Annotated in this window: 29 protein-coding genes; 18 read left to right on the top strand and 11 right to left on the bottom strand. The window is 68.9% G+C overall.

Going from position 1 to position 25,620, the window contains the following annotated elements:
* The first annotated feature begins 15 nt into the window (after nucleotides 1-15).
* Entirely contained in the window at nucleotides 16-909 is an 894-nt protein-coding gene (locus tag AC07NG_RS17115; RefSeq protein WP_494595275.1) for a LysR family transcriptional regulator, read from the top strand.
* Here the strand turns inward: AC07NG_RS17115 and AC07NG_RS17110 are convergent.
* From AC07NG_RS17110 to AC07NG_RS17095, 4 genes are all read right to left on the bottom strand, one after another.
* Complete coding sequence (locus tag AC07NG_RS17110; protein ID WP_494595274.1) at nucleotides 906-1,358, bottom strand: hypothetical protein; 453 nt, start codon at nucleotides 1,356-1,358, stop codon at nucleotides 906-908. The genes AC07NG_RS17115 and AC07NG_RS17110 overlap by 4 nt on opposite strands.
* A gap of 62 nt (nucleotides 1,359-1,420) precedes the next feature.
* A complete protein-coding gene (locus tag AC07NG_RS17105) occupies nucleotides 1,421-1,840 on the bottom strand; it encodes a response regulator transcription factor (RefSeq protein ID WP_110119119.1) in 420 nt (139 codons plus the stop codon).
* Entirely contained in the window at nucleotides 1,837-2,688 is an 852-nt protein-coding gene (locus AC07NG_RS17100; protein ID WP_494595272.1) for an aldose 1-epimerase, read from the bottom strand. The genes AC07NG_RS17105 and AC07NG_RS17100 overlap by 4 nt, the downstream gene beginning before the upstream one ends.
* A gap of 112 nt (nucleotides 2,689-2,800) precedes the next feature.
* Nucleotides 2,801-3,400 carry a YitT family protein gene (locus AC07NG_RS17095; RefSeq protein WP_492853994.1) on the bottom strand — a complete coding sequence of 200 codons (600 nt, stop codon included), beginning with the start codon at nucleotides 3,398-3,400 and terminating at the stop codon, nucleotides 2,801-2,803.
* Between the two features lie 249 nt (nucleotides 3,401-3,649).
* Here AC07NG_RS17095 and infC point away from each other — a divergent pair, with 249 nt between their 5' ends.
* The 3 genes from infC to AC07NG_RS17080 all read left to right on the top strand — a co-directional run bounded on the left by infC (nucleotide 3,650) and on the right by AC07NG_RS17080 (nucleotide 7,016).
* A complete protein-coding gene (infC, locus tag AC07NG_RS17090) occupies nucleotides 3,650-4,171 on the top strand; it encodes a translation initiation factor IF-3 (protein ID WP_110119117.1) in 522 nt (173 codons plus the stop codon).
* A gap of 66 nt (nucleotides 4,172-4,237) precedes the next feature.
* Nucleotides 4,238-4,975 (top strand): 2OG-Fe(II) oxygenase, encoded by a 738-nt coding sequence (locus tag AC07NG_RS17085; RefSeq protein WP_494595269.1) that lies wholly within the window; start codon nucleotides 4,238-4,240, stop codon nucleotides 4,973-4,975.
* 79 nt (nucleotides 4,976-5,054) lie between these two features.
* Nucleotides 5,055-7,016 (top strand): alpha/beta hydrolase family protein, encoded by a 1,962-nt coding sequence (locus tag AC07NG_RS17080; protein ID WP_494595268.1) that lies wholly within the window; start codon nucleotides 5,055-5,057, stop codon nucleotides 7,014-7,016.
* 195 nt (nucleotides 7,017-7,211) lie between these two features.
* On the opposite strand, the gene AC07NG_RS17075 is transcribed toward AC07NG_RS17080, so the two are convergent.
* Nucleotides 7,212-8,201, bottom strand: a complete 990-nt coding sequence (locus tag AC07NG_RS17075) for a GlxA family transcriptional regulator (RefSeq protein ID WP_494595266.1) — start codon at nucleotides 8,199-8,201, stop codon at nucleotides 7,212-7,214.
* Nucleotides 8,198-8,743: a cysteine hydrolase family protein gene (locus AC07NG_RS17070; protein WP_494595265.1), complete on the bottom strand. Its 546-nt coding sequence runs from the start codon at nucleotides 8,741-8,743 to the stop codon at nucleotides 8,198-8,200. The genes AC07NG_RS17075 and AC07NG_RS17070 overlap by 4 nt, the downstream gene beginning before the upstream one ends.
* A gap of 217 nt (nucleotides 8,744-8,960) precedes the next feature.
* On the opposite strand from AC07NG_RS17070, the gene AC07NG_RS17065 reads away from it, so the two are divergent.
* The 10 genes from AC07NG_RS17065 to AC07NG_RS17020 all read left to right on the top strand — a co-directional run bounded on the left by AC07NG_RS17065 (nucleotide 8,961) and on the right by AC07NG_RS17020 (nucleotide 17,559).
* The gene (locus AC07NG_RS17065) at nucleotides 8,961-9,149 is read left to right on the top strand and encodes a hypothetical protein (RefSeq protein ID WP_110119113.1); all 189 of its coding nucleotides are present in this window, start codon (nucleotides 8,961-8,963) and stop codon (nucleotides 9,147-9,149) included.
* Between the two features lie 37 nt (nucleotides 9,150-9,186).
* A complete protein-coding gene (locus AC07NG_RS17060; protein WP_494595263.1) occupies nucleotides 9,187-9,987 on the top strand; it encodes a transglutaminase-like domain-containing protein in 801 nt (266 codons plus the stop codon).
* A gap of 97 nt (nucleotides 9,988-10,084) precedes the next feature.
* The gene (locus AC07NG_RS17055; RefSeq protein WP_487288163.1) at nucleotides 10,085-11,305 is read left to right on the top strand and encodes an MFS transporter; all 1,221 of its coding nucleotides are present in this window, start codon (nucleotides 10,085-10,087) and stop codon (nucleotides 11,303-11,305) included.
* Between the two features lie 160 nt (nucleotides 11,306-11,465).
* A complete protein-coding gene (gene rpmI / locus AC07NG_RS17050) occupies nucleotides 11,466-11,666 on the top strand; it encodes a 50S ribosomal protein L35 (protein ID WP_018061454.1) in 201 nt (66 codons plus the stop codon).
* A gap of 15 nt (nucleotides 11,667-11,681) precedes the next feature.
* Complete coding sequence (gene rplT / locus AC07NG_RS17045; protein WP_058347692.1) at nucleotides 11,682-12,038, top strand: 50S ribosomal protein L20; 357 nt, start codon at nucleotides 11,682-11,684, stop codon at nucleotides 12,036-12,038.
* Nucleotides 12,039-12,270: 232 nt separating this feature from the next.
* Complete coding sequence (pheS, locus tag AC07NG_RS17040; protein ID WP_494595260.1) at nucleotides 12,271-13,344, top strand: phenylalanine--tRNA ligase subunit alpha; 1,074 nt, start codon at nucleotides 12,271-12,273, stop codon at nucleotides 13,342-13,344.
* On the top strand, nucleotides 13,344-13,712 hold the full coding sequence (locus AC07NG_RS17035) for a hypothetical protein (RefSeq protein ID WP_494595259.1): 369 nt from the start codon (nucleotides 13,344-13,346) through the stop codon (nucleotides 13,710-13,712). The genes pheS and AC07NG_RS17035 overlap by 1 nt, the downstream gene beginning before the upstream one ends.
* A complete protein-coding gene (gene pheT / locus AC07NG_RS17030; protein WP_494595257.1) occupies nucleotides 13,709-16,147 on the top strand; it encodes a phenylalanine--tRNA ligase subunit beta in 2,439 nt (812 codons plus the stop codon). Before AC07NG_RS17035 ends, pheT begins: the two co-directional genes overlap by 4 nt.
* 87 nt (nucleotides 16,148-16,234) lie before the next feature.
* Nucleotides 16,235-16,507, top strand: coding sequence for a GNAT family N-acetyltransferase (locus tag AC07NG_RS17025; RefSeq protein WP_110119106.1), 273 nt, complete (start codon nucleotides 16,235-16,237; stop codon nucleotides 16,505-16,507).
* Nucleotides 16,508-16,680: 173 nt separating this feature from the next.
* Nucleotides 16,681-17,559, top strand: a complete 879-nt coding sequence (locus AC07NG_RS17020) for a 3-hydroxybutyryl-CoA dehydrogenase (protein WP_492853660.1) — start codon at nucleotides 16,681-16,683, stop codon at nucleotides 17,557-17,559.
* 98 nt (nucleotides 17,560-17,657) lie between these two features.
* On the opposite strand, the gene AC07NG_RS17015 is transcribed toward AC07NG_RS17020, so the two are convergent.
* The 4 genes from AC07NG_RS17015 to AC07NG_RS17000 are packed head-to-tail and all read right to left on the bottom strand — an operon-like array spanning nucleotide 17,658 to nucleotide 20,565.
* Nucleotides 17,658-18,044, bottom strand: coding sequence for a type II toxin-antitoxin system VapC family toxin (locus tag AC07NG_RS17015; RefSeq protein ID WP_492853661.1), 387 nt, complete (start codon nucleotides 18,042-18,044; stop codon nucleotides 17,658-17,660).
* Nucleotides 18,045-18,067: 23 nt separating this feature from the next.
* Nucleotides 18,068-18,340 (bottom strand): hypothetical protein, encoded by a 273-nt coding sequence (locus AC07NG_RS17010; protein WP_492853662.1) that lies wholly within the window; start codon nucleotides 18,338-18,340, stop codon nucleotides 18,068-18,070.
* A 36-nt stretch (nucleotides 18,341-18,376) separates the two neighbouring features.
* On the bottom strand, nucleotides 18,377-20,248 hold the full coding sequence (gene feoB, locus AC07NG_RS17005) for a ferrous iron transport protein B (RefSeq protein ID WP_492853663.1): 1,872 nt from the start codon (nucleotides 20,246-20,248) through the stop codon (nucleotides 18,377-18,379).
* On the bottom strand, nucleotides 20,245-20,565 hold the full coding sequence (locus AC07NG_RS17000; protein WP_110119101.1) for a FeoA family protein: 321 nt from the start codon (nucleotides 20,563-20,565) through the stop codon (nucleotides 20,245-20,247). Before AC07NG_RS17000 ends, feoB begins: the two co-directional genes overlap by 4 nt.
* 199 nt (nucleotides 20,566-20,764) lie before the next feature.
* Between AC07NG_RS17000 and tipF the strand changes: the two genes are divergently transcribed.
* The 4 genes from tipF (at nucleotide 20,765) to AC07NG_RS16980 (ending at nucleotide 24,167) form a co-directional block, all read left to right on the top strand.
* On the top strand, nucleotides 20,765-22,036 hold the full coding sequence (gene tipF, locus AC07NG_RS16995) for a flagella assembly cyclic-di-GMP phosphodiesterase TipF (protein ID WP_494595254.1): 1,272 nt from the start codon (nucleotides 20,765-20,767) through the stop codon (nucleotides 22,034-22,036).
* Between the two features lie 144 nt (nucleotides 22,037-22,180).
* Nucleotides 22,181-22,648, top strand: a complete 468-nt coding sequence (locus tag AC07NG_RS16990) for a nuclear transport factor 2 family protein (RefSeq protein ID WP_494595253.1) — start codon at nucleotides 22,181-22,183, stop codon at nucleotides 22,646-22,648.
* A 71-nt stretch (nucleotides 22,649-22,719) separates the two neighbouring features.
* The gene (locus AC07NG_RS16985; RefSeq protein WP_494595251.1) at nucleotides 22,720-23,484 is read left to right on the top strand and encodes a methylated-DNA--[protein]-cysteine S-methyltransferase; all 765 of its coding nucleotides are present in this window, start codon (nucleotides 22,720-22,722) and stop codon (nucleotides 23,482-23,484) included.
* Nucleotides 23,481-24,167: a 2OG-Fe(II) oxygenase gene (locus AC07NG_RS16980; RefSeq protein ID WP_494595250.1), complete on the top strand. Its 687-nt coding sequence runs from the start codon at nucleotides 23,481-23,483 to the stop codon at nucleotides 24,165-24,167. The genes AC07NG_RS16985 and AC07NG_RS16980 overlap by 4 nt, the downstream gene beginning before the upstream one ends.
* Before the next feature lie 99 nt (nucleotides 24,168-24,266).
* On the opposite strand, the gene AC07NG_RS16975 is transcribed toward AC07NG_RS16980, so the two are convergent.
* On the bottom strand, nucleotides 24,267-25,346 hold the full coding sequence (locus AC07NG_RS16975) for a YadA-like family protein (protein ID WP_494595249.1): 1,080 nt from the start codon (nucleotides 25,344-25,346) through the stop codon (nucleotides 24,267-24,269).
* Nucleotides 25,347-25,620: the final 274 nt, after the last annotated feature.

The following is a 25,620-nucleotide window of genomic DNA, read 5'->3' as shown; positions in this document are numbered from 1 at the left end:
GCTTTTGGAGATGGCATGGAGCTGCGCCACATCCGCTACTTCCTGGCCGTCGCCGAGGAGCGCAACTTCACGCGCGCCGCCGCCAAGGTCGGCATCGGCCAGCCGCCGCTGAGCCAGCAGATCAAGGACCTTGAGACGGAGCTTGGCGTGCAGCTCTTCCGCCGCATCCCCAGCGGGGCCGAGCTGACCGAGGCCGGCAAGGCCTTCCACGCCGCCGTGCGCACCCTGCCCGACCAGGCCGGCGCGGCCGCCGTGCTGGCCCGGCGGGCGGCGCGGGGCGAGACCGGCTCGCTGCGGCTGGGCTTCACCGGCTCGGCCAGCCTGCATCCGGTGGTCTCCACGGCCGTGCGGGCCTATCGCCGGCTCTATCCGGAGGTCGAGCTGTCGCTGACCGAGAGCAACAGCACCCACCTTTCCGACCACCTGGCCGACGGGGCGCTGGACGCGGCCTTCCTGCGGCCGGGCTCGGTGAGCCTCGAGGGCCTTTCCGTGTACGACCTGGTCGACGAGCCGATGATCGCCGTGCTGCCGGCGGGCCATCCGGCGGCGGCCTCCGATCCGGTGGACCTGTCGCTGCTGAAGGGCGAGCCGCTGATCATGACGCCGCGCCACCTGGGCCCCACGGTGCACGACGCGGCGGTGGAGGCCTTCCGCGCCGCCGGCGTCGAGCCGGTGATGGGCCAGCCGGCGCCGCAGATGGCCTCGGTGATCGTACTGGTCGCGGCCGAGCTGGGCGTCTCGATCGTGCCCGTCTCGATGCGCCAGCTGGCCGTCGAGGGCGTGGCCTATCGCGACATCGCCGGCCAGACCCCCGTGGCGCGCCTCAGCCTGGCGGCCACGAAGACGCCGAGCCCGGCTCTGCGGAATTTCCTGAAGGTGGCCACGCCGCTTTTCCTGGCGACGCCCTAGCCGGCCTTTCCCGAGAGCGCCTTCAGGCGGGTCGCAAGATCCGGCGCGGCGCGAGCCGTCGAGGTCGAGTTGCCGCAGGTGTCCACAAGATAGCTTCCATCGGTATCGCGTTGGACGAACAGGATCTTGCGCTCCTGCTTCGACACCGGCAGCCGCGCCGAGGTGTTCGGGCTTCGGATCACGATACGTCGGCCGGGCGCGCCCTTGTAGGCGTGCAGCACGTCGAAGGTGATCTCCTGGAAGTCGTCCGCGTCGCCCACGCCCCGGATCATTGGGCCGATGGCCGCCACCCGCACCTCCGCCACCACGGCCACGTCCCGATACTCCTCCGCGACGGAAGGTCTTGGATCCGTGCAGAAGGCGGCCTGCGCAGCTCCACTCGCGCCGAGCAACGCCGCGAACAGGACGAGACCCAGGCCGACGCGGCCGGATTTGGAAGAGAAAGCCATCAGGGAGCTCGGTGAAGACGCCGGTATCTTGGCGATCCGGCGCGGGGCGTCAAACGGCGAACCTACGCCCCGACCGCCTTTTTCACCTGCAGGCTCAGGGCGTCGGTGATCAGGGGCTTGTGGGCGACGCCGGCCCACAGGGCGTCGGCGGCCGAGAGGTCGACGGGGCCGTCGGCCAGCAGCACGGCCGGCGTGCGCACGCCCTTGCCGCGCAGGGCCGCCAGGGCCAGGAAATCGACGTCCAGCACCAGGCAGTCGGCGGCGATCATCTCCGACAGCGACGCCTCGTCCACCCCGGCGAAGGCGCGGATCCAGTAGCCCTCGGTCTCCAGGGCGAAGGCCAGGGCCTCACGCAGGGCCGCGTCGGCTTCGACGACGACCACCAGTGGACGGGCGGGCGAAGGGGCGCTCATCGCGCCATTCAAGCCAGCGTCGGCCCAGCGCGCCTTGATCTGACGCAAATCCAGCAGGTCGGCGATCATGCGACTTTCAGGGTCATCCAGACCGACGTCGTCTCGCCCGGGGCCAGGGCGACGATCCCGGTTTCGCCTTCACCGAAGGGATCCGGACGGCTGGCGGTGGGCTCGACGCAGACGAAGTCGGCGCCCAGCGGCGAATAGACGTGCACCCAGCGGCAGTTTTCGGAGGCCTCGATGATCGTCGAGGCGCCGCCCGGGGCCGAGAGCACGGCCTTGCCGGAAAAACCGGTCCAGCAGTTGTCGATCAGGCTGTCGGTGGCGGTCGGCGCGCCGGCGTTCCAGTCGCGCCTCCAGACGCCGTCGTGGTGGGTGGTGGGCAGGACGTCGGCGTCGACCATCCAGACGCCGTCGACGCCGGCCTGCAGGCTCTCGCCCGGGCGGGCCGCGAAATAGGGGTGCAGGCCCAGGCCCGCCGGCATGACCTCAGTTCCGGTGTTGGTCACCGACAGTTCGATGCGCAGGCCCTCGTCGGACAGCACCAGGATCTGCTCGGCGCGATAGGCCCAGGGCCAGTCGGACGGGGCGTGGTCGTAGGTCAGGACGGCGCGGGTGTCCGACAGGCCGGTGACGGTCCAGGCCGCGCGCCAGCCCTGGCCGTGCAGCGGGTGGGGATGGCCGGCCAGGTTCGGGGCCAGGGTCACCTCGCGCCCCTCGAACGCGAAGCGGCCACCCGGGATGCGGTTGCAGAACGGGACCAGCGGGAAGCAGCCGACGTCGAGCGCGTCGGTCGCGCCCTCCGGCGTCGGGCGCAGCACGTCGCGGCCGTCGAACACGAAGCGGCCGATCGAACCGCCCACCTGCGGCAGCAGTTCGACGCGGGCGCGGGCGGTCGCCAGGACGGGACGTGTCATCGGGAACCCATTGTTATGTTAGCGCTAACTTGAGCTTTACGGTGCGTCATATGCCAGTTCCGGCCGCTCTCGAACAGAGGGCCTGTCGACATCGTAGTCAGTAGTCGCAGCATCAGTAGCCGGCGTAGCGCCCCGGCCTGTGGTTGGCGATGATCACGATGCTCAGCGCCACGGCCGACAGGATCGACAGCAGCAGCTTGTCGAAGCTGACCACCATGAAGGCCGCGCCGACCACCAGCACATCGGTGGCCATCTGCACCTTGCCGGCGCTGATCCCGTGCTTTTCCTGCAGCCACAGGCCCAGCACCCCGACGCCGCCGACCGACGAGCGGTGGCGGGCCAGCGCCAGTATGCCCATGCCGATGATGGTGCCGCCGAACACCGCCGCGAACACCGGATTGACGCCCACAAGCTTCAGCCAGTGCGGCAGGGCGAGGCTCAGCGCCGCCAGCAGCACGTTGGTGGCCAGGGTCTTGGCCGTGAACACCCAGCCCAGCGCCCGCTGGGCGAAGATGTAGAACGGCAGGTTCAGCACGAAGAACACGATCCCGACCGGCCAGTCGGTCAGGTAGGAGACGATCAGGGCGATCCCGGCGATGCCGCCGGTCACCAGGCCGGCGGCCTTCAGCAGGATCAGGCCCACGGAAATGAAGCTCGTGCCGATCAGCAGAGCGTGGACGTCTTCGATCAGCGTGTGGCGTGTGGCGGGCATGTCGGGGGCGGCGGCGGTCAAGGCAGGGTCGAGTCGCGTCTGGAGGAAGGGAAAAGGGCGTCCCGTCCCGATCGCGTTCCCGTCCCGCCGTCCCTTTCGCCACTTATCCGCGGTCGAGGAACGGTCTTGTCGCGGCGAGCGCTTGATAGCGCCCGTGTCTGGCGTCATATATCATCTGAACGCGACGCCCCATGGGCGCCGCGCGAAATCCTCTACAACAATTCCGGAGCCGCCCCTATTCGCCGTCCCATGCAAGCGCCGCCCGTCAAGGATGGACCGCGTATCAACGATGAAATCCGCGTCCCCCGAGTCCTGCTGATCGACCAGAACGGCGAGAAGCAGGGCGAGATGCCGACCGCCTCCGCCATGGAAGCGGCCGAAGAGGCTGGCCTGGACCTGGTCGAAATCGTTCCGAACGCGAACCCGCCGGTCTGCAAGATCCTGGACTATGGCAAGTTCAAGTTCCAGGAGCAGAAGAAGAAGAACGAGGCCCGCAAGCGTCAGAAGGTGGTCGAGCTCAAGGAGATCAAACTCCGCCCGAACATCGACATCCACGACTACGAGGTGAAGGCCAAGGCCATGCACCGCTTCTTCGAGGAAGGCGATAAGGTCAAGGTCACCCTGCGCTTCCGCGGTCGTGAAATGGCTCACCCGGAACTCGGCATGAAGCTGCTGCTCAAGGTCAAGGCCGACTTCGAGGAGATCGCCAAGGTCGAGTACGAGCCCCGCATGGAAGGCCGCCAGATGATCATGATCCTGGCGCCCCGCTAAGCTTCGGCTCTATCTTCGAAAACGCCCCGGTCACCACCGGGGCGTTTTTCGTTTCCGGTATCGTCCATGTCCCAGCCCGCCCAGCAAGCCCCCCTGTCCCTGGACCCCGGCCTGACGCCCGGGGCCTGGCGCGACGCCTTCGCCCGCAACGGCCGTCTGCACGTTCCGGGGATCCTGACCGCCGACTCGGCCGCCCGCCTACACGCGGCCCTGACCCTCGACACGCCGTGGAGCGGCGTGGTCGGGGTCGGCAAAAAGCTGTGGAACCTGCCGCTGGACGGCCCCGGCGCCCTGTCGCCGGCCGACGACCTGGCGCTGGACCGCCAGGTGGCCGAGGAAACCCGCAACGGCTTCGGCTTCCGGTTCGACAATTTCCGGGTCAGCGACGAGGTCGAGGCCGGCCGCCGCGAAGGCCGGCTGGTCGAGGCCGCCTACGACCTGCTGAACGGCGAAGCCTTCCTGGACTTCGTGCGCGAGCTGACCGGCGACGACCGGCCCGTCTATTGCGACAGCCAGGCCACCCGCTATCGCCCCGGCCACTTCCTGACCGAGCACGACGACCACGCCGACGGCAAGCACCGGCTCTACGCCTACGTCCTCAACCTGACGCCGAACTGGCGGGCCGACTGGGGCGGGCTTCTGCTGTTCCTCGACGGCGACGGCCACGTGGCCGAGGGCTACAAGCCCAGCTTCAACGCCCTCAACATCTTCCGCGTGCCGCAGAAGCACGCCGTGACCTACGTCACGCCGCACGCGGCGGGCCCGCGCCTGTCGCTCACCGGCTGGATCCGCTCGCGACGCTGATTTCGCGCACCCCCGCTCGACCTCCCGGCAAGGTAGAGCTTATACTCGCCCCGGGGACTCTTCTGGGGGCTGTAGTTTCGTGCGTATCAAGGATCTTGCGATCGCCATCTGCGCGACCGCCCTGCTGTCGGGCGTCCAGGCCAAGGCCGCGCCGCTGTCGACCTACGGCAAGCTGCCGACGATCGAGGATGTCGAGATCTCGCCGGACGGCACGCGCCTGGCGGTGTCGCTGACCGACGGCGAGCAGCGCGTGCTGACCATCCACAACGCGGCCGACAACAAGCTGATCAAGGCCCTGCGGATGGGCAACAACAAGCTGCGCTGGGTGCAGTGGGCCGACGCCTCGCACCTTCTGGTCACCGTCTCGTCGACGGCCAGCGTCGTCGGGCTGGAAGGGCCCAAGCGCGAATACTGGATGACCTCGCTGTACGACCTGGACACCGACAAGGCGCGCCTGCTGCTCGACAACCAGCCGGATTCGATGAACGTCGTGCTCAGCGCCGCCTCGCTGCGCTCGGTCGACGGCGCGCCGACGGCCTTCGTGCAGGGCATCCACTTCGTCGACAACTTCGGCCGCAACACCCTGTTCGCGGTCAATGTGAAGACCGGCCGCACCCGCATGATCGAGGCGCGCTCGGAAGACACCGACGACTGGCTGGTCGGCGGCGACGGCGTCCCGCTGGCCCAGTCGCAGTACGACGAAAGCAAGGGCGCCTGGGTGCTGCGCATCAAGGGTCCGAAGGGCTGGACCATCGTCGACCGGGCGGTCAGCCCGATGGGCTCCTACGGCGTCTCGGGCCTGGGCCGCGACGGCAAGTCGGTGCTGGTGGCCCGCGTCAACGACAAGAACGAGACCGTCTATCGCGAATACGCCGCCGACGGCTCGCAGGTCGACGTGCCGATGGAGATCCCCTTCGACGGCCTGCTGCGCGATCCCGGCAACGACGCCCTCATCGGCGGCGTGTCGCTGGTCGGCGACAAGACCCGCTACGTCTTCTTCGATCCCAAGGATCAGTCGCGCTGGAACGCCGTCGAGAAGGGCTTCGCTGGCTCGCGGGTGTCGCTGGCCTCGTGGTCGGCCGATCGCAGCAAGGTGGTCGTCCGCGTCGACTCGCCGACCGACGGCCCGGCCTACGCCCTGGTCGACATGACGGCCAAGACCGCCTCCTGGATCGGCGACGAGTACAAGGATCTGGCCGCCGCCGACATCGCCGAGGTCCGCCCGGTGAAGTACAAGGCCGCCGACGGCCTGGAGATCACCGGCTACCTCACCCTGCCCAAGGGCCGGGACCCGAAGAACCTGCCGCTGGTGGTGCTGCCGCACGGCGGTCCCGAAGGCCGCGACATGCCGGGCTTCGACTGGTGGGCCCAGGGCCTGGCCTCGCGCGGCTACGCCGTGCTGCAGCCGAACTTCCGCGGCTCGGAAGGCTTCGGCTGGGACTTCATCAAGGCCGGCTTCGGCGAATGGGGCCGCAAGATGCAGACCGACCTGTCGGACGGCGTCCGCTGGCTGGAGAAGCAGGGCATCGCCGATCCCAAGCGCGTCTGCATCGTCGGCGCCAGCTATGGCGGCTACGCGGCCCTGGCCGGCGCGGCGCTCGATCGCGGCGTCTATCGCTGCGCCGTGTCGGTGGCCGGCCCGGCCGACCTCAAGCGCATGCTGCAGGACGACCAGGAACGCCACCTGTCGCGCAACAACTCGACCCTGCGCTACTGGCTGCGCTTCATGGGCGCCGACGGCATCCGCGATCCCGACCTGGCGGCGATCTCGCCGGCCAGGCTGACCGACAAGATCGACATCCCGATCCTGCTGATCCACGGCAAGGACGACACGGTCGTTCCCTATGTGCAGAGCAAGATCATGGCCGACGCCATGGCCCGGGCCGGCAAGCCGACCGAGCTGGTCACCCTGGCCAGCGAGGACCACTGGCTGTCGCGCGGCGCCAGCCGCCAGCAGATGCTGAACGCCACCGTGCAGTTCCTCGAGAAGCACAATCCGCCCGACCCGGCCGCTCCGGCCCAGACCGCGGCCGCGCGCTAGCACGGCAGGTTCTGTGGGTGGTCCTCGTCCTTCGACAAGCTCAGGATGAGGACCATTTGCAGGCCCGGGCAGTAGAAAAACCTCATCCTGAGCCCGTCGAAGCATGCCCTTGGGCGGGCCGCGCCAGCGGCGCGACCCGAGGGGACGAGGTTTTCGTCTCAGACGTCGAATGCCGATCCGACCTTCGCCCTCACATCAGACAGAAGCCCGCGCCGCCTTGGGCGGCGTGGGGTGATGGCGGCTCCAGACGCGGCGTAGCTGGCGGGTCGAGGCGAAGCCGGCCCGCTCGGCGACGCTTTCCATGTCCAACCGCGTCGCCGACAGCATCTCGCTGGCCAGCGCCAGGCGCAGGCGGTTGACGTAGTCGGTCAGGTTCATGCCCGCATGGGCGTTGAACAGCCGCGACAGGTGGCGCGGGCTGGCGGCGGCGAGGTCGGCCAGGATCTCCAGGCTCCAGTCGCGGGCCGGGTCGGCGGCGATGGCGTCCTGCACCCGGTGGATGGCCGGATGGACGTGGTTGCGCCCCTCCAGCCACGGCGACAGCTGCGGGTCGGACGGTCCCCGGCGCAGATAGACCACCATCTGGCGGGCGATCGACACGGCCTGGGCCGGGCCGCGCAGCCGGGCGACCAGATGCAGCATCAAGTCGACACCCGAGGTGACGCCGGCGCTGGTCAGCCGCTCGCCGTCCTCGACGAACAGGCGGTCCTCGAGCACCCGGGCGCTGGGCGCCAGGCGGGCCAGTTCCTCGGTGCAGGCGTGGTGGGTGGTGCAGGCCCTGCCGGCCAGCAACCCCGCCCGCGCCGCCAGCAGGCTGCCCGAGCAGATGCAGGCCAGGGTCACGCCCGGTCGCACCGCGTGGGCCAGCCAGGCGACGATGGCCGCCTCGTCCTCGCCGTCCGCGACCGAAGCCCCGTCACCGCCCAGCACCTGATCGACATTGCCCGAGACGATGACCAGCGCACCCTCCGGCAGGGCGTCGGGCAGCGGCTGGATCCCGGCCAGCGTCAGGCCGATGGAGCTTTCCACGCTCGGCCGGGCGGCGACATAGGTCACGGCGAAGCCCGGCGCGCCGGGCTCGAACGTCGCCCGCCGCAACACCTCCAGCGGTCCGGCCACGTCGAGCAGCAGGGTGCGCGGCGGCAGGACGACGAAGACGGGGATGACGGCGGGCGGCTGGCTCATGCGGCTTCGAGGGCCTCTTCCACGGTGGCGATGCGGGCGAAGCGCTCGTGCAAAACCAGCTCGGTGCGGGTCTTGATGTCGTCGACGGTGAAGACCCGCCCGTGGCGGTCGGTCATGTCGAAGGTCAGGGTGGCCTCGGTGACGTAGTCGACGGCGAAGCCCAGGTCCGAGGCGTGGCGGGTGGTGGTCTCGCAGCACTGCTCGGTGCGGATGCCGCTGACGATCACCTTGCCGATGCGGTTACGGATCAGCCAGACCAGCAGGCCGGTGCCGGCCAGGGCGCTGTGGGCGGGCTTGTGGAAGGTGACGTCGGGCTCGAACGACAGCCCCTCGACCGTGCGCACATGGCCCGAGGCCAGGCTGAACAGCCCTTCTTCCTCGACGTGCAGGATCTGCACGACCGGCAGGCCTTTGGCCTTGGCGCCGTCGATCAGGGCCTGCTGGCGCTCGAGATAGACCCCGGCCACGGCCGGATCCCACGAGGCGCGCTGGCGAAAGGAGTCCTGGGCGTCGACGACGATCAGGGCGGTGGCGGCGGACATTTGCGTAGCTCCGTGGCGATGACGATGCCGCAAGCTACCCACGCCCTTCAAGGCGAATAAGGAAGCTGACGGACGAAGAGCGGACAGAAAAAGACATCAGGCCATCGCACCGTCTTCGCCCCATCCGCCGCGCCGGCTCGCTTTCGGCGACGTTCCGCCCCATATGATGGAGCGTGGAGCCCGCCTCGGACTTCGCCGCCGGCGAGGAGCTTCCCCCTTGAGACATCCCCTTCGTGCGCCGGAGTACCGTGCGCTGGCCGCCGCCGCTCTCGAAGCGGCCGGCAAGTGCGGCCTGCCCCACGTCCAGGCCAAGCACGAACACGCCGCCCGCACCTGGAGCGATCTGGCCGACGCCGAAGACGCGCGCGCGGCGACGCGGGTCCGAATGACGACGTCGGGCGTTTAGCGACGCCACCTTCCGCTCCAGCCTGGAATTCCGCGCGATGCGTCTCTCGATCGACTGCCGCCTGCGCTACGAGGTGCGGACCCCCACCAGCTTCATCCTGGCGATCCAGGCCGCCGACGGCGCCGACCAGAGGGTGCTCGACGAGACCATCCTGCTGCCGCCGGGCGTGAGCGCCGACTTCTTCGTCGACGCCTTCGCCGGCAACCGCTTCATCCGCTTCCTCGCCCAGCCCGGGCCGCTGGACATCGGCTACATCGCCCAGGTCGAACGACGGGCGCTGGTCGATCAGCGCGGCTTCATCGGCGGCGACGTGGTCAACGACCTGCCCGCGACGGTGCTGCCCTATCTGAACCCCAGCCGCTACTGCCCGTCCGACCGCCTGACCGCCTTCGCCCGCCAGACCTTCGGCGCCCGCCCCCAGGGCCTGGGCCAGGTCCAGGCGATCGCCGACTGGATCGCCGCGACCATCACCTACGAGGCCGGGACCAGCAGCGACACCACCTCGGCCATCGACACCCTGGTCGACCGCAAGGGCGTCTGCCGCGACTTCGCCCACATCGGCATCGCCCTGTGCCGGGCGCTCGACATGCCGGCCCGCTTCGCCGCCTGCTACGCGCTGGACCTTCAGCCGGCCGACTTCCACGCGGTGTTCCAGGTCTATCTGGACGGCGCCTGGCGAACCTTCGACGCCACCCGCCGCGCGCCGCTGGGAGGCCTGGTCCCCATCGGCTTTGGCCGCGACGCCGCCGACGTGCCGTTCGCCGCGACCTTCGGCGACGCCCGGTTCGAGGCCAAGTCCATCCTGGTGACACGGGTGGACCAGACGCCCGCCTCTTAGTGGCGGCTCCCCACGAATCGTCCGCATCCGGAAACTGACATTTCAGTCGCTTTTCCGGGCCATCGGGCGTAGAGGAGCCGCCTCGAAGGTTCCCGTCATGTCCACGCTCTCTGCTCCGGCAACTGCGCCGGCGCCCGTCCACAGTTCCCGCGCCCTCTACGTCCTACTGCTGGTGGTGTTCATCAACCTGGTGGGCTTTGGGCTGGTGATCCCGCTGCTGCCCTTCTACGCCAAGGCGCTGAACGCCAGCCCCTGGCAGGTGACGGCGCTGTTCTCGGCCTATTCGCTGGGCCAGTTCCTGGCCGAGCCGTTCTGGGGACGCCTGTCCGACCGCATCGGCCGGCGGCCGGTGCTGATCGTCACCATCCTGGCCAACACCCTATCGTACGTGGCCCTGGCCTTCGCCCCGACCATCGCGGTGGCCTTCGTCATCCGCTTCTTCAGCGGCGCGGCCAGCGGCAACATCTCGACCATCCAGGGCTACATGGCCGACGTCACCCCGCCCGACAAACGGGCCGGGCGCATGGGCCTGCTGGGCAGCGCCTTCGGGGCCGGCTTCGTGGTCGGCCCGGCGCTGGGCGGCCTGCTGGCCCACCCGGACGCCGGACGCCTGGGCTTCCAGATCCCGCTGTTCGTGGCCGCGGGCCTGGCGGCGGCGGCCTCGCTGGGCGTCTTCCTGTTCGTGGTCGAGAGCCGCGCGCCCCGCAAGGACGCCCCGCCCCCGCCGCCCCGACGCGAGGCCCTGAAGGCCGCCTTCGCCCATCCAGTGCTGTCGCGGGTGCTGATGGTCACCTTCGTCTCCACCGCCGCCTTCTCGGGCATGGAGGCGATCTTCGGCCTGTGGACCTCGGCCCGCTTCGGCTGGGGCCCGCAGCAGGTGGGGCTGTGCTTCGCCGTCATCGGCGTGGTGGCCTCGCTGGGCCAGGGCGTGCTGACCGGACGCCTGGCCCGCCGCTACGGCGAGCCCAAGGTGCTGACCACGGGCCTGGCCATCATCTGCCTGTCGATGGCGATCACCCCGTTCGTGCCCAGCGGCCATTTCGTGCCGCTGTTCGTGGGCCTGACAGCCTTTGGCCAGTCGCTGGTGTTCCCGTGCATCGCCGCCCTGATCTCGCGCGCGACGCCGCCCGACCAGCAGGGCGCCATGCTGGGCCTCAACATGGCCGGCGGCTCCCTGGCGCGGATGAGCGGTCCGATGATCGCCGGTCCGCTGTTTGGCCTGACCATGGCCGGTCCCTACTGGTTCGGGGCGTTGCTCACCGTGCCGGCCGTCGCCCTGGCGGTGACGGTGGGCCGCCGCGCCAAGGCCGCGCCCTGACCGGGAGCGGCAGTTGGGCATAAGAGTCCGCCAGGCCTTGCTTTTCACCCGGGGTTCCCGTATTCACCCCGCCTTTCCGGAACCGCCTGGCCAATTTGGCATGCCATGGCGGTTCGTCTCGCTATCCAGAGGACGGGGCCGTTAAACGCTCCGACGCGAAATGCCTAAGTTGAAGACGAAGTCGGGCGCCAAAAAGCGCTTCAAGATCACCGCCACGGGCAAGCTGAAGGCCGGCGTCGCCGGCAAGCGCCACCGCCTGATCGGCCACAACGGCAAGTACATCCGCCAAAACCGCGGAACGAAGGTGATGAGCGAGGCTGACGCCAAGACCATCCGTTCGTACCTGCCCTACGGCCTTTAAGAGGAGCGCTGACACATGGCTCGCGTTAAACGTGGCGTCACCGCCCACGCCAAGCACAAGAAGGTTCTTGAACAGGCGAAGGGCTTCTACGGCCGCCGCAAGAACACCATCCGTACGGCCAAGGCCGCGGTCGACAAGGCCGGCCAGTACGCCTACCGCGACCGCAAGGTGCGCAAGCGCGCCTTCCGTTCGCTGTGGATCCAGCGCATCAACGCCGGCGCCCGCACCGAAGGCTTCACCTACTCGCAATTCATCCACGGCCTGGACGTGGCGGGTATCGTGATCGACCGTAAGGTCCTGGCGGACATCGCCGGCAACGACGCCGTCGCGTTCAAGGCCATCGCCGACAAGGTTCGCGCGGCCCTGGCCTAAGGAACTTCCGAGCCTCACCGCTCGAACGATCCTTTAAAAGCCCTCCGGCGCGAGCCGGAGGGCTTTTTGCTGTCCGCCTGTCGGCGGCCCCCTCCGGCCCTCCGGGCCACCTCCCCCAACGGGGGAGGATCCACGCCGCGCCACCAAGATGCTCCCCCTCTGGGGGAGCTGTCGGCAAAGCCGACTGAGGGGGTCGCCCCCCGGCCGCAAATCCTCTAGACGGAACCCCGTCATGACCGATCTCAACACCCTCGAATCCGACGTCCTGGCCCAAGTGGCCGGCGCGGCCGACCTGCAAGCGCTAGACACGGTCCGCGTGGCCGCTTTGGGCAAGACCGGCTCGATCTCGGGCCTGCTCAAGACCCTGGGCGCGATGAGCCCCGACGAGCGCAAGGAACGCGGCGCGGCGATCAACGCCCTGCGCGACCGCGTGCAGTCGGCAATCACCGAGAAGAAGGCCGCGCTGGAAGCGGCCGAACTCGACGCGCGCCTGGCCCGCGAGACCCTCGACCTCACCCTGCCCGGCCCCTATCGCCGCAAGGGATCCGTCCACCCGACCATGCAGACCATGGACGAGATCGTCTCGATCTTCGCCGAGATGGGCTTCGCCGTGGCCGAAGGTCCGGACATCGAGGACGACTTCCACAACTTCACGGCCCTGAACTTCCCCGAGAAGCACCCGGCCCGCGAGATGCACGACACCTTCTTCTTCAACCGGAAGGAAGACGGCGAACGCATGCTGCTGCGCACGCACACCAGCCCCGTGCAGGTGCGCACCATGGTCAGCGAGAAGCCGCCGATCCGCATCATCGCGCCGGGCCGCACCTATCGCGTGGACAACGACGCCACCCACACGCCGGTCTTCCACCAGGTCGAGGGCCTGGTGATCGACAAGGGCATCCACATGGGCCACCTGAAGTGGACCCTGGAGACCTTCCTGGCGCGGTTCTTCGAGACCGACGCGGTGACCACCCAGTTCCGCCCGCACCACTTCCCGTTCACCGAGCCCTCGGCCGAGATGGACGTGCAGTGCGACCGCTCGGGCGGCGAGATCAAGATCGGCCAGGGCACGTCGTGGCTCGAGATCCTGGGCTGCGGCATGGTCCATCCGAACGTGCTGCGCGCCTGCGGCATCGATCCGGACGAGTACCAGGGCTTCGCCTTCGGCGTCGGCGTCGACCGCCTGGGCATGCTGAAGTACGGCATGCCGGACCTGCGCGACATGTGGTCGTCGGACAGCCGCTGGCTGGCCCACTACGGCTTCTCGGGCTTCGCCGCGCCGAACCCCGCCTCGGGGCTCAGCTGATGAACGCGCGTCCGACCATCGACGGCTCGGCCAAGGTCTTCGAGAACCTGGAGATCTCGCTGATCGACCTGTTCCGCGCCCAGCTTCAGGGCGGCGTCAACATGGTCGCCGGCCGCACCTTCAAGAACTGCCGCCTGCATGGGCCGGTGGTGATGCTGGCTCTAGAAGGCGTGACCTTCGAGTCGACCAACTTCGGCTTCAACGGCGGCGACGTCGCCAATCTCGTTCTGCGCCCGGCCGGTGAAAAGGTCATCGGCGCCCTACCCTTCAAGGATTGCGCCTTCATCGGCTGCCAGTTCTTCGCGGTCGGCTTCACCGGCCCCGAGACCTTCCTGCAGCAGATCCTGGCGTTGGAAACCACGCAATGAAGTTCACCCTTTCCTGGCTCAAGGATCACCTCGACACCGAAGCGACCGCCGCGCAGGTCGTCGCCGCCATGACCATGGCCGGCCTCGAGGTCGAGCACGTCACCGACCCGGCCGCCAAGCTGGCCGCCTTCAGCGTCGCCAAGATCGTCGAAGCCGTTCAGCACCCCAACGCCGACCGCCTGCGGGTCTGCCAGGTCGACACCATCGACGGCCGCAAGGAGATCGTCTGCGGCGCGCCGAACGCCCGCGTCGGCCTGACCACCATCTACGCCCCGATCGGCGCCTATGTGCCCGGCCTGGGCGTCACCCTGGTCGAGAAGCCGGTGCGCGGCGTCGTCTCCAACGGCATGCTGTGCTCGGGCTCGGAGCTCGAGGCCGACGACGGTTCGGAAGGCATCCTGGAACTGTCGAACGACCTGGCCGTCGGGACCCCGGCCGCCACGGCGCTGGGCCTGGAAGCCGTCATCGACTTCGAGGTCACCCCCAACCGTCCCGACTGGCTGGGCGTCGCCGGCATCGCCCGCGACCTGGCCGCCGCGGGCGTGGGCAAGCTGAAGGACCAGTCGATCGCTCCGGTCGCCGGAACCTTCCCCTGCCCGATCACGATCGAAGTCGATGGCGAGGCCTGCCCGGTGTTCGCCGGCCGCCTGATCAAGGGCGTCAAGAACGGCCCCTCGCCGCAGTGGCTGCAGGACCGCCTGAAGGCCATCGGCATCAATCCGAAGTCGGCCCTGGTCGATATCACCAACTACATCTCGTACGACCGCGCCCGGCCGCTGCACGTCTATGACGCGGCCCTGCTGTCGGGGACCAAGATCGAGACGCGCCTGGGCCGTCACGGCCTGAACGGCGACGAGCACCTGATCGCGCTGGACGGCAAGACCTACGAGCTGACCCCGGCCATGTGCGTCATCGCCGATGCGAACGGCGAGCGTCCGATCGGCCTCGGCGGCGTCATGGGCGGCGAGAGCACCGGCTGCTCGGAAGCCACCGTCGACGTCTTCGTCGAAAGCGCCTGGTTCGAGCCGATCCGCATCGCCCAGACCGGCCGCGAGACCGGCATCAACAGCGACGCCCAGTACCGCTTCGCCCGCACGGTCGACACCGGCTCGGTGGTTCCGGGCCTGGACCTGGCCACCAGGCTGATCCTGGAACTGTGCGGCGGCGAGGCCTCGGAAGTCGTCGTCGCCGGCGAGGCCCCGGCCGCGCCCGGCCCGATCCTGTTCGACCCGGCCTATGTGCAGGCCCTGTCGGGCCTGGAGATCGCGCCGGAAAAGAGCCTGGAGATCCTCCAGGCCCTGGGCTTCAAGGTCGAGCCGCCCAAGGACACGCCGGTCGCCGAGTTCGCCACCCACGCCGAGAGCGTGGTCTGCGTGACCCCGCCGAGCTTCCGCCGCGACGCCCACGGCAAGGCCGACCTGGTGGAAGAAGTGGCCCGCATCGCCGGCTACGGCGCCCTGCCCTCGACGCCCCTGCCCGAGGTCGCCCGCGCCGTCGGCGGCGTGCTGACCCCGCGCCAGGTGCGCGCCCGCGCCGCCCGTCGCGCCCTGGCCGCGGCCGGCTACGCCGAGGCCGTGACCTGGAGCTTCACCAGCCGCGCCACCGCCCAGCTGTTCGGCGGCGGCGCCGACGCCCTGGTGCTGGCCAATCCGATCGCCTCGGAACTGGACTGCATGCGCCCGTCGGTGCTGCCCAACCTGATCGAGGCCGCCGGCCGCAACGCCCGCCAGGGCTTCCCGGACGCGGCCCTGTTCGAGGTCGGCCCGGTGTTCCTGGGCGATGGCCCCAAGGACCAGCGCACGGTCGTCGCCGGCATCCTGGCCCCGCGCCCGCCGCGCGCCTGGGACAAGCGCTCGGCCGAGGACGTGTTCACGATCAAAACGGATCTGATGAACCTGCTCGAAGAGATCGGCGCGCCGGTCGCCTCGCTGCAGACCGCGCAAGGCTCGGCCTCGTCGTGGTGGCACCCCGGCCGCTCGGCCCGCCTGCAGCTGGGCCCCAAGGCGGTGATCGCCGAGTTCGGCGAGATCCACCCCGCGGTGCTCAAGGCCCTGGACGTCGCCGGCCCGGTCTACGGCTTCGAGATCACCCTGGAGGCGATCCCCGAGCCGAAGAAGAAGGCCGTGAAGACCAAGCCGGCCTTCAGCCCCTCGGCCCTGATGCCGCTGAGCCGCGACTTCGCCTTCGTCGCCGACAAGGCCAAGGCGGCCGGTGACCTGGTCAAGGCCGCGGCCGGCGCCGACAAGGCCCTGATCGCCTCGGCCCGCGTCTTCGACGTCTACGAGGGCCCCGGCGTTCCGGAGGGCTCCAAGTCGGTGGCCATCGAGGTGCTGGTCCAGCCGCGCGACGCCACCCTGACCGACGCCGAGATCGAGGCCCTGTCGGCCAAGGTCGTCGCCGCGGTCGAGAAGGCGGGCGGCAAGCTGCGGGCTTGAGCTTGATCCTTCAAGCCTAGACGCCATGTGAGGGGCGAAGGTGATGCTGCGCTGCATCCACCTTCGCCCCTTTCGCGTTTCAGGCCCATGAGCGACGACCTCTTCAGCCACAATCCCGCCAAGAGCCGCTACGAGCTGGACGTCGACGGCCTGATCGCCTTCGCCGATTACCAGCGCAGCGGCCATCGTCTGGTCATCCCGCACGTGGAGGCCGATCCCGCCCTGCGCGGCACCGGCGCCGCCGGCCGCCTGATGGTCAAGGTCGCCGAGGTGGCCCGGGCCGAGGGCATGCGGATCACCCCGCTCTGCTCCTACGCCGCCGCCTGGCTGCGGCGAAACGACCCCGAACTGATCGCCTGACGCCTTCCGACAGGCGGATAATCCGGGAACAGGACGGGGAACGTCGCTCACCCGACGTTTGCGGCGCAGCAAAGCCCTTGGCGAGCGTGCGGTTCCTCGTGCTAGAACTTCGGCGACGGTACAGCGCGCCCTGCCGGGAGCTTGCGCGATCGTGAGCGAAGGCTTGGATTTTCATGGTTGATATCAAGACGGTCGGCGTAATCGGCGCCGGTCAGATGGGTTCGGGCATCGCCCATGTCTGCGCTCTCGCGGGCTACGACGTCCGCCTGCACGACATCTCGCGCGAGCGCATCGACGCGGGCCTGGCCCTGATCGAAAAGAACCTCGCCCGCCAGGTCACCCGCAACATCATCGACCAGGACGCGGCCGACGCCGCCCTGGCCCGCATCTCGGCCGCCGAGGCCATCGAGGCCATCGGCCAGACCGACCTGGCCATCGAGGCCGCCACCGAGAACGAAGAGCTCAAGAAGGCCATCTTCCGCGGTCTGCAGCCGCACCTGAAGCCCGACACCCTGCTGGCCTCGAACACCTCGTCGATCTCGATCACGCGCCTGGCCTCGGCCACCGATCGCCCCGAGCGCTTCATCGGCCTGCACTTCATGAACCCCGTCCCGCTGATGAAGCTGGTCGAGATCATTCGCGGCATCGCCACCGACGTGCCGACCTACGAGACGGCCGTGGCCTTCGCCAAGTCGCTGGGCAAGATCACCAGCAACGCCGAGGACTTCCCCGCCTTCATCGTCAACCGCGTGCTGGTGCCGATGATCAACGAGGCGATCTACACGCTGTACGAAGGGGTCGGCACGGTCGACGCCATCGACACCGCCATGAAGCTGGGCGCCAACCACCCTATGGGCCCGCTGGAACTGGGCGACTTCATCGGCCTGGACACCGTGCTGAGCATCATGAACGTGCTCTACGAAGGCCTGGCCGACAGCAAGTACCGCCCCTGCCCGCTGCTGGTGAAGTACGTCGAGGCCGGCTGGCTGGGCAAGAAGACCGGCCGCGGCTTCTACGACTACCGCGGCGAGGTCCCGGTCCCGACGCGCTAAGGGCGCCAGGGTTAGGTGCATGCGGCTAACCCGTCCGGGGCGCACTTTAAGCATTTGAATCTGGAGCTTGCTGATCAGCAGGCTCTAGACGCGTCGGACTACCAGAGGATCGGAACGTCGTAGGCCCGCACGTCCTCGTCCACGGTGACGAGGTGAAGGCCGCGAAGCTGCGCCTGCGCGACCAGGATGCGATCCCACGGGTCACGGTGATGGTCCGGCAGCGCGGCGGCGGTCGCGCAGTCGCCAGGGAGGATCGGAAGCCAGGAAAGGCCCTGATCCTCTACCGCCTTCTCGAGATCGACCGGCATGCGTTCAAGGGGTGCTCCACGCGCCCTCAGTCGCTTGTAGAGCACCTCGTACATCGACACGGCGCTGACAAAGATTTCGTTGTCCAGATCGAGCATCGCCGCGGACGCCGCTGGCGAAAGTCTCGCCTGATCGCTCAGGCTCCAGATCAGGACGTGAGTGTCGATCAGCAGCCGCATTCCACGCCCCGGACCTGATCAGCCTACTTCCGCGGAAAGATAGGCTTGTCCATCAAGGCTTCGATCTCGGGATCGGGGCCGATGAAGAGGTCAGCCGGCAGGTCCAGCTTGAGGTGCTCCCAAACGCCCAGCCGGCGCTGCGCCTTGGGCGCATCGCGCTCTTCGGGGATCTTCTCGACATTCACCGTCGCAATGACCTTGCCATCGCGGATGAGCGTCATGTCCTCGCCTGCGTCGATCACGGCCAGGAGTTCGTCGAGGCTGTTGTGCTTGGCGATGTCGAACCGGATCGTCATGGGCGAAGCCTAACACGGCCTCGCCCGCTCGACGACTCACCCCGCCCCGAGCGCCACGGCCACGTGGTAGACGACGAACGCCGCCAGGTAGGCCAGGGTGACCATGTAGACGAACATCACGGTCGGCCAGATCCAGCTGTTGGTCTCGCGCTTGACCACGCCCAGGGTGGGCATGCACTGCGGCGCGAAGACGTACCAGGCGAGGAAGGCCAGGGCCGTGGCCAGCGACCACTGGCTGTTCAAGGTGGCCGACAGGGCGTCGGTGGAGCCGTCGGCCCCGCCCACGGCGTAGACCGTGCCCAGCGCCGCCACGGCGACTTCGCGGGCCGCCATGCCGGGGATCAGGGCCACGGTCATTTGCCAATTAAAACCAATGGGCTGCATGACGGGGGCCAGGAAATGGCCCAGGCGCCCGGCGATGCTGTAGTCGATGGCCGGCCCCGTCGCGCCTTCCGGCGGATAGGGGAAGGTCGACAGCACCCAGACCAGCACCATCAGAGGCATGATGATGCGGCCGGCGCGGTTCAGGAAGATCTTGGCGCGGGTCCACAGGTTGAGCAGCAGGTTGCGCGGCTCGGGCCAGCGATAGGTCGGCAGCTCCATCATGAACGGCTCGACCGTGCCCCGCCAGAAGATGCGGCGGATGACGAACGACACCAGCAGGGCGAAGACGATGCCGGCGGCGTAGAGGCCGAACATCACCAGGCCCTGCAGCGACAGGCCGTTGACCGTGGTCCGCGGGATGAAGGCGCCGATGATCAGGGTGTAGACCGGGATCCGCGCCGAGCAGGTCATCAGCGGAGCCACCAGGATGGTGGTGAGCCGGTCCTGCTTGTTGTCGATCACCCGCGTGGACATGATCCCCGGGATCGCGCAGGCGAAGCTCGACAGCAGCGGGATGAAGGCCCGGCCGTGCAGGCCCGCCCCGCCCATGATCTTGTCCATCAGGAAGGCCGCGCGGGTCATGTAGCCGCTGTCTTCCAGCAGCAGGATGAAGAAGAACAGGATCAGGATCGGCGGCAGGAACACCAGCACGCTGCCGACGCCGGCGATCAGGCCGTCGGCGATGAAGCTGGAAAGCAGCCCCTCGGGCAGGTGGGCGGTGACGAAGGCGCCGAGCGCGGCGAAGCCGCCGTCGATGGCGTCGGCCGGGATGGTCGCCCAGGTGAACACCGCCTGGAACATCACGAACAGCAGGCCAAACAGGATCACCAGGCCGGCGACGGGGTGCAGCAGCACGTCGTCGATCTTGCCGGTCACCGTGTCGGGCCGCTCGGGCGGGCGCACGCAGGTCTTGAAGATGCGCTGGGCCTCGGCGTGGGCGGCGCGGATCTCGCCCGCGCTCGGCTCGCGCCAGGTGTTGTCGCCGACGTTCGAGTGGGTCAGCGTCAGGGTGTCGACCTGGGTCAGCAGCTCGTCGAGGCCGCGCTTGCGGGTCGCCACCGTGGTCACGATCGGCGCGCCGACCTCGCGGGCCAGCTGCTCGACGTCGATCCGCAGGCCCTGGCGCTGGGCGATGTCGAACATGTTGAGGGCCAGGACGAACGGCCGGCCGACCTGCTTCAGCTCGAGCACCAGGCGCAGGACGAGGCGCAGGTTGGTGGCGTCGGCCACGCAGACCAGCACGTCGGGCGCGGTCTCGCCGGCCAGGCGGCCCAGCACGGCGTCGCGGGTGACGACCTCGTCGGGGCTGCGGGCTCGCAGGGAATAGGTGCCCGGCAGGTCGAGCACGCTGACGGTGCGGCCGCCCGGCGTGACCAGCTGGCCTTCCTTGCGCTCGACGGTGACGCCGGCGTAGTTGGCGACCTTCTGGCGAGCCCCGGTCAGGGCGTTGAACAGCGCGGTCTTGCCGGAATTCGGATTGCCGACCAGCGCGATGCGCGAGGGCCGGATAGCGGTGTCGGTCAAAGCGTCTTTCCGTCGAACTGAACGGTCACGGCGCGCGCCTCGCGGCGGCGCAGGGCCACGCGGGTGTCGTCCACCCGTACGGCGATGGGATCACGGCCAAAGAGGCCTTCCTGCAGGATCTCGATGCGGGCGCCTTCGACGAAGCCCATCTCCAGCAGGCGCCGCTCCAGCTCCTCGGCGGCCACCGCCTCGGGCGAACCGGTCTCGCCGCGCACCGCCACGATCACGCCCTTGTCGCCTCGCGCGGCCGTGCTCAGGGCGCGGGTCGGGGCGTCGGAAGCTATGGAGGCGTCGGCGGTGAGGACGGCGTCGGTCATCTGGGGCCTCGCGGCAAAAAGTTGCGAACGATTATCAGCCCTAACCGCCACTGTCGACGAAAGGATGACCGCCGCGAACGGCGGTCTCGAAAAAAATCAACAGGGGATGCGCGGCGTAATGGCCCAGCAGCGTTAATCTATTCGACTCAAGGCCGCAGCGGTTGCATTAATTTTTGCAAGCGATTCGTAGGGACCTGAAATGCGAAGGCTAAAGCTGGCTCTTCTGACCGGCGCCTATCTCTGCCTGGCTCTGATCGTCTCCCTGCTGCTGTGGCGCATGGGCGCGACCCCCGCTGTCGGCCTGTCGGCCTTCATCGGGTCGCTGGGCCTGTGCTTCGCGTTCCACGGCATCATCAGCAACGTCTTCGACAACGCCCAGCTGAAGCTGGACATCGAGACCGTGCGCGAGGCCCATTCCATCCTGGTCGAGCAGATCGAGAAGATCGACGCGCGCATGACCACCCTGGTCGAGACCGTCGCCGAGGACGCCGAGAAGCGCTCGGCCGAACTGACCAGCGAAGTCCACCAGCTCGAAGACCTGATGCAGCGCATGAGCGAGCGCCTGGAAAGCCAGCTGACCCACCAGGTCGCGGCCGCCCGTCACAGCGCCAGCGCCAACGCCCGCGTCGCCGCCCCGGTCAACGCCATGCTGGAGATCGTCCAGGACGCCCTGGCCGAGAACCGCGTCGACCTCTACCTGCAGCCGGTCGTCAGCCTGCCCCAGCGCCGCACCGTCTTCTACGAAAGCTTCTCGCGCCTGCGCGACGAGACCGGCCGCGTGATGATGCCGGCCGAGTACCTGGCCGTCGCCGAGTCCGAGGGCCTGATGACGGCCATCGACAACCTGCTGCTGTTCCGCTGCGTGCAGATCGTCCGCCGCCTGGCCAAGCAGGACCGCAAGGTCGGCATCTTCTGCAACATCTCGCTGGCCAGCCTGGCCGACGAAAGCTTCTTCCCGCAGTTCCTCGAGTTCCTGCAGGGCCACAAGGACCTGGCCGGCTCGCTGATCTTCGAACTGGGCCAGACCGCCTTCAACCAGCGCGGCCCGGTCGAAGCCCGCCACATGGCCCGCCTGGCGAGCCTGGGCTTCCAGTTCAGCCTCGACAAGATCATCGACCTGGACCTCGACTTCCAGGACCTGGCCCGCGCAGACGTCAAGTTCGTCAAGGTCGGCGCCGAGATGATCCTCGAGCAGCTGGAAGAGCAGGACGGCAAGCTGGTGCTGAGCTCGCTGCCCGACCTCAACGCCGCCGACTTCGCCGCCCTGATGCGCCGCTACGGCGTCGAGGTGATCGCCGAGAAGGTCGAGAGCGAGCGCCAGATCGCCGAGATCCTCGATCTCGACATCGGTTACGGCCAGGGCCACCTGTTCGGCGAACCGCGGGCCATCCGCGACGCCGTCCTGGCCGAGACCGCCCCGCCGGCCGACTTCGTCCAGGCCCCGCTGCGCCGCCGCGCCGCCAACTGGTAGGCCTTCCAGAAACATGATCCTTTCGACCGCCGTCCGGACCCACCGGGCGGCGGTTTCGCATTAAGCCTGCGTCATGAGCCGGAATTCACTCGGCTCTCGCCCCCTGCCCCGCCAAGGTCCTGACGACATGACAGGGAGGGGATCATGCGCAAGGCGATGATGGCGGCGGCGCTGCTGGCGGCGATGGGCGGGACGAGCGCGGCATGGGCGGCCGAACCGTCGCTGACCGAGACGATCACGGCCCAAGACCGCAGGGTCTTCGACGCCTACAACGCCTGCGACCTGGAGACCTTCGGCGCGGCCTTCGCGCCCGACGTCGAGTTCTATCACGACGAGGGCGGCGTCACCTGGGAGCGCCAGTCGGTGATCGACAACACCCGCAAGTACATCTGCGGCAAGGTGCGGCGCGAGCTGATCCCCGGCACGCTGCGCATCTATCCGATCAAGGACTTCGGCGCGGTCGAGGAGGGCGAGCACCGCTTCTGCCAGAAGGACCAGGGCTGCGCCGGCATCGCCAAGTTCGTCATCGTCTGGAAGCCGCAGGGCGAGACCTGGATCGCCACGCGGGTGCTCAGCTACGGCCATCGCACGGCCACGGCGGAAGAACGCTGAGACCGCAAGCATCGGAATGACGGGCGCGGGCGGCGGCGCGATGGTGGGCTCAGATCCGAAAGGAGCCCGACATGACCACCGCCGATCTCACCACCGCCTATTCCACCGACGAAGCCCGCTGGGCCGCGATCGAGCGCCGCGACCGCGCCGCCGACGGCGCCTTCTTCTGCGGCGTGCGCACCACCGGCGTCTATTGCCGCCCCAGCTGCTCAGGCCGTCCGCTGCGCAAGAACGTCGCCTTCCATGACACCCGCGAGGCCGCCCGGGCGGCGGGCCTGCGTCCCTGCCTGCGCTGCCGGCCCGACGAGCCGATCGAGACCCTGGCTTACGGCTTCGGCGACACGCCGCTGGGCCTGGCCCTGGCGGCGACCTCCAAAACGGGTCTGGCCCTGCTGATCATGGGCTGGGACCGCGCGGAGATGCGCGAGGACCTGGCCGCCCGTTTCCCCCGCGCCCGGTTGCTGGAGGATGACGCCGCCGCCGGCCCCGCCCTCGCCGCCCTGGTCGCCGCCATCGACAGCGGCCGCCCCGGCGACCTGGCGCTCCCCCTGGCGCTCGACGAACGCGGCACCGACCTGCAGCGCGCCGTCTGGAAGGCCCTGCGCGACATCCCGGCCGGAACCACCGCCTCCTACGCGCAAGTGGCGCGCGCCATCGGCCGGCCCTCGGCCGTACGGGCCGTGGCCCAGGCCTGCGGGGCCAATCCGGTCGCCGTGCTGACGCCCTGCCACCGCGTGGTGCGCTCGGACGGCGGGCTGTCCGGCTACCGCTGGGGCGTCGAGCGCAAGCAGGCCCTGCTGGCCCGGGAAGGCGCCCAAGGGGAACACGCCGCGTGAACCTGGACTGGACCCGCATCGCCGCCGAGCTCGACGCCCGCGGCTGGGCGACCACGGGCCCGGTGCTGACGCCGGAGACCTGCGGCCGCCTGGCCGGCCTCTATGCCGAGGAGGCGCCGTTCCGCAGCCGGGTGGTCATGGCCCGCCACGGCTTCGGGCGCGGCGAGTACAAGTACTTCGCCTATCCCCTGCCCGAGACGGTGCAGAAGCTGCGGGCCGGCCTCTATCCGCCGCTGGCCCGCATCGCCAACGGCTGGATGCAGCGGCTGGGCGAGGAGCGCCGCTTTCCAGACGGCTTGCAGGAGATGCTCGACCGCTGTCATGGCGCGGGCCAGGCGCGACCGACGCCCCTGCTGCTGACCTATGGCCCCGGCGACTACAACTGCCTGCACCAGGACCTCTACGGCGAGCACGTCTTCCCACTGCAGGCCGCCTTCCTGCTCGACGAGCCGGGGCGCGATTTCGAAGGCGGCGAGTTCGTACTGGTCGAGCAGCGCCCGCGCCAGCAGTCGGCCGCCCAGGTCGTGCCGCTGGCCCAGGGCGAGGGCGTGATCTTCGCCGTGCGCGAACGGCCGGCGGAAGGGAGCCGGGGCGTCCATCGCCGGATACTGCGCCACGGCGTCAGCGAGGTGCGCGGCGGAACAAGGCGCACCCTCGGCGTGATCTTCCACGACGCGGCCTGAGCGCCGATGCGAAAAGGCCCCGGAGCAAGCTCCGGGGCCGTGTCGTTTCACGCCTTCTGCGTGGCTGGCGCTTCTGCGCTCCGAATTATCGGGGCTGGATTACCAGGCGAAGCCGACGCTGCCGCCGCTCATCACGTCGCGGCCCGTGGCCGAGAAGCCGACGTTGTAGCTGACGGCGCGGCTGTTGTGCGAGTAGCCCACGGCGATGGCGCCCTGGCCGCGATAGCCGCCGACGGCCACGGCCAGGCGGTTGGTCAGGCCCGCGCCCTGGCCGGCGTTGTTGGCGGCCATCATCGACATGGCCGAGCTCATGGCGCCGACGCCGTTCAGGCGGCTGGAAACCTCGTTGATGCGGTTGTCCATCTGGGTGGCCAGGGTGTCGACGCGCCAGTCGGTATAGGCGTTGGCGGCGGTCAGCGTCGCGGCGGCCTTGGTGTCGGTATAGGCGTTGGCCGAGCTCAGGGTCGTGGCGGCGGTGGCCGTGGTGAAGGCGTTGGCCGTGGTCACGGCGGCGGCGGCGGCCGTATCGGTATAGGTGTTGGCGGTCGTCAGCGTCTGGGCCGCGACGGTGTCGGTGTAGGCGTTGGCCGTGCTGACCACGCCGGCCACGGCCGTGTCGGTGTAGGCGTTGGCGCTGGACAGGGTCGAGGCGCTGTAGCTTTCCAGCTGGCCCAGGTTCACCGCATCGGTGCTGTTGACGCCGTCCGAGACGTTGGTGATGCGGCGGGTCGAGCCCGACGAACCGACCGAAACGGTGTTGTCTTCGTCGGCGACCGAGCCGTAGCCGATGGCCACGCTGTTGGTCCCTGTGGCGTAGGCGTTGGCGCCGAGCACCGAGCTGTAGTCGCCGGTCGCCGAGGAATAGTTGCCTACGACGGTCGAGTATTCGCCCGAGGCCTCGCCGTGCGCGCCGATCTGGATCGCGGCCGTGCCGCTGGCGATGGCGCCGTGGCCTACCGCCAGGGCGTGATAGCCGCTGGCCGTGGTGCTTTCGCCGAGGGCGTTCGAGTAATCGCCGCTGGCCGTGGCGTAATCGCCGACGGCGACCGAGTCATAGCCGGTGGCCGAGGCCGTGCCGCCGCTGCTGACCGTGGTCTGAGCAAAAGCGCCTTGAGCGGCGAAGAACGAGATCACGACGGCCGAGCAAAACAGAGCCGACTTCTTAGCAACGTTACGCAATATACTAACTCACTTACAAAATAGGCTCGGAATTCTTCCGCCGCCCCCTGTCGATGAGAAATAGTCGCCATTTCTTATTGTAAGGTGAATCGCAAATTATTAAATTCCGTAGATAAATTACCTACAATAACGAACAACGTTACTTCCCATTTTGAGCGAAATACCTATCAACAGAAGCTGTTGATATCTTGGCGGGTGATCACCACATGCGAAGCGTGGCCGCGCCCCTCCGGCTCGCCGCTCGCCCGCCATTGACGCTCGGACTCTCGCCCGG

The organism is Caulobacter sp. GW821-FHT10C03 (assembly GCF_059415485.1).
The sequence above is the reverse complement of the archived record's forward strand: the minus strand, read 5'-3'. Positions and strand labels throughout refer to the sequence as shown.

Excerpts from the sequence above, each read along its gene's own strand:
- AC07NG_RS17105 (WP_110119119.1), bottom strand. The coding sequence starts at position 1,840 with ATGATCGCCGACCTGCTGGATTTGCGTCAGATCAAGGCGCGCTGGGCC.
- AC07NG_RS17095 (WP_492853994.1), bottom strand. The coding sequence starts at position 3,400 with ATGCCCGCCACACGCCACACGCTGATCGAAGACGTCCACGCTCTGCTG.
- AC07NG_RS17025 (WP_110119106.1), top strand. The coding sequence starts at position 16,235 with ATGAGCGACGACCTCTTCAGCCACAATCCCGCCAAGAGCCGCTACGAG.
- rpmI (WP_018061454.1), top strand. The coding sequence starts at position 11,466 with ATGCCTAAGTTGAAGACGAAGTCGGGCGCCAAAAAGCGCTTCAAGATC.
- AC07NG_RS17115 (WP_494595275.1), top strand. The coding sequence starts at position 16 with ATGGAGCTGCGCCACATCCGCTACTTCCTGGCCGTCGCCGAGGAGCGC.
- AC07NG_RS17075 (WP_494595266.1), bottom strand. The coding sequence starts at position 8,201 with ATGAGCCAGCCGCCCGCCGTCATCCCCGTCTTCGTCGTCCTGCCGCCG.
- rplT (WP_058347692.1), top strand. The coding sequence starts at position 11,682 with ATGGCTCGCGTTAAACGTGGCGTCACCGCCCACGCCAAGCACAAGAAG.
- AC07NG_RS17060 (WP_494595263.1), top strand. The coding sequence starts at position 9,187 with ATGCGTCTCTCGATCGACTGCCGCCTGCGCTACGAGGTGCGGACCCCC.
- pheS (WP_494595260.1), top strand. The coding sequence starts at position 12,271 with ATGACCGATCTCAACACCCTCGAATCCGACGTCCTGGCCCAAGTGGCC.
- AC07NG_RS17100 (WP_494595272.1), bottom strand. The coding sequence starts at position 2,688 with ATGACACGTCCCGTCCTGGCGACCGCCCGCGCCCGCGTCGAACTGCTG.
- AC07NG_RS17055 (WP_487288163.1), top strand. The coding sequence starts at position 10,085 with ATGTCCACGCTCTCTGCTCCGGCAACTGCGCCGGCGCCCGTCCACAGT.
- AC07NG_RS16990 (WP_494595253.1), top strand. The coding sequence starts at position 22,181 with ATGCGCAAGGCGATGATGGCGGCGGCGCTGCTGGCGGCGATGGGCGGG.
- tipF (WP_494595254.1), top strand. The coding sequence starts at position 20,765 with ATGCGAAGGCTAAAGCTGGCTCTTCTGACCGGCGCCTATCTCTGCCTG.
- infC (WP_110119117.1), top strand. The coding sequence starts at position 3,650 with ATGCAAGCGCCGCCCGTCAAGGATGGACCGCGTATCAACGATGAAATC.
- AC07NG_RS17035 (WP_494595259.1), top strand. The coding sequence starts at position 13,344 with ATGAACGCGCGTCCGACCATCGACGGCTCGGCCAAGGTCTTCGAGAAC.
- AC07NG_RS16985 (WP_494595251.1), top strand. The coding sequence starts at position 22,720 with ATGACCACCGCCGATCTCACCACCGCCTATTCCACCGACGAAGCCCGC.
- AC07NG_RS17070 (WP_494595265.1), bottom strand. The coding sequence starts at position 8,743 with ATGTCCGCCGCCACCGCCCTGATCGTCGTCGACGCCCAGGACTCCTTT.
- AC07NG_RS17020 (WP_492853660.1), top strand. The coding sequence starts at position 16,681 with ATGGTTGATATCAAGACGGTCGGCGTAATCGGCGCCGGTCAGATGGGT.
- AC07NG_RS17015 (WP_492853661.1), bottom strand. The coding sequence starts at position 18,044 with ATGCGGCTGCTGATCGACACTCACGTCCTGATCTGGAGCCTGAGCGAT.
- AC07NG_RS17110 (WP_494595274.1), bottom strand. The coding sequence starts at position 1,358 with ATGGCTTTCTCTTCCAAATCCGGCCGCGTCGGCCTGGGTCTCGTCCTG.
- AC07NG_RS17000 (WP_110119101.1), bottom strand. The coding sequence starts at position 20,565 with ATGACCGACGCCGTCCTCACCGCCGACGCCTCCATAGCTTCCGACGCC.
- pheT (WP_494595257.1), top strand. The coding sequence starts at position 13,709 with ATGAAGTTCACCCTTTCCTGGCTCAAGGATCACCTCGACACCGAAGCG.
- AC07NG_RS17010 (WP_492853662.1), bottom strand. The coding sequence starts at position 18,340 with ATGACGATCCGGTTCGACATCGCCAAGCACAACAGCCTCGACGAACTC.
- AC07NG_RS17085 (WP_494595269.1), top strand. The coding sequence starts at position 4,238 with ATGTCCCAGCCCGCCCAGCAAGCCCCCCTGTCCCTGGACCCCGGCCTG.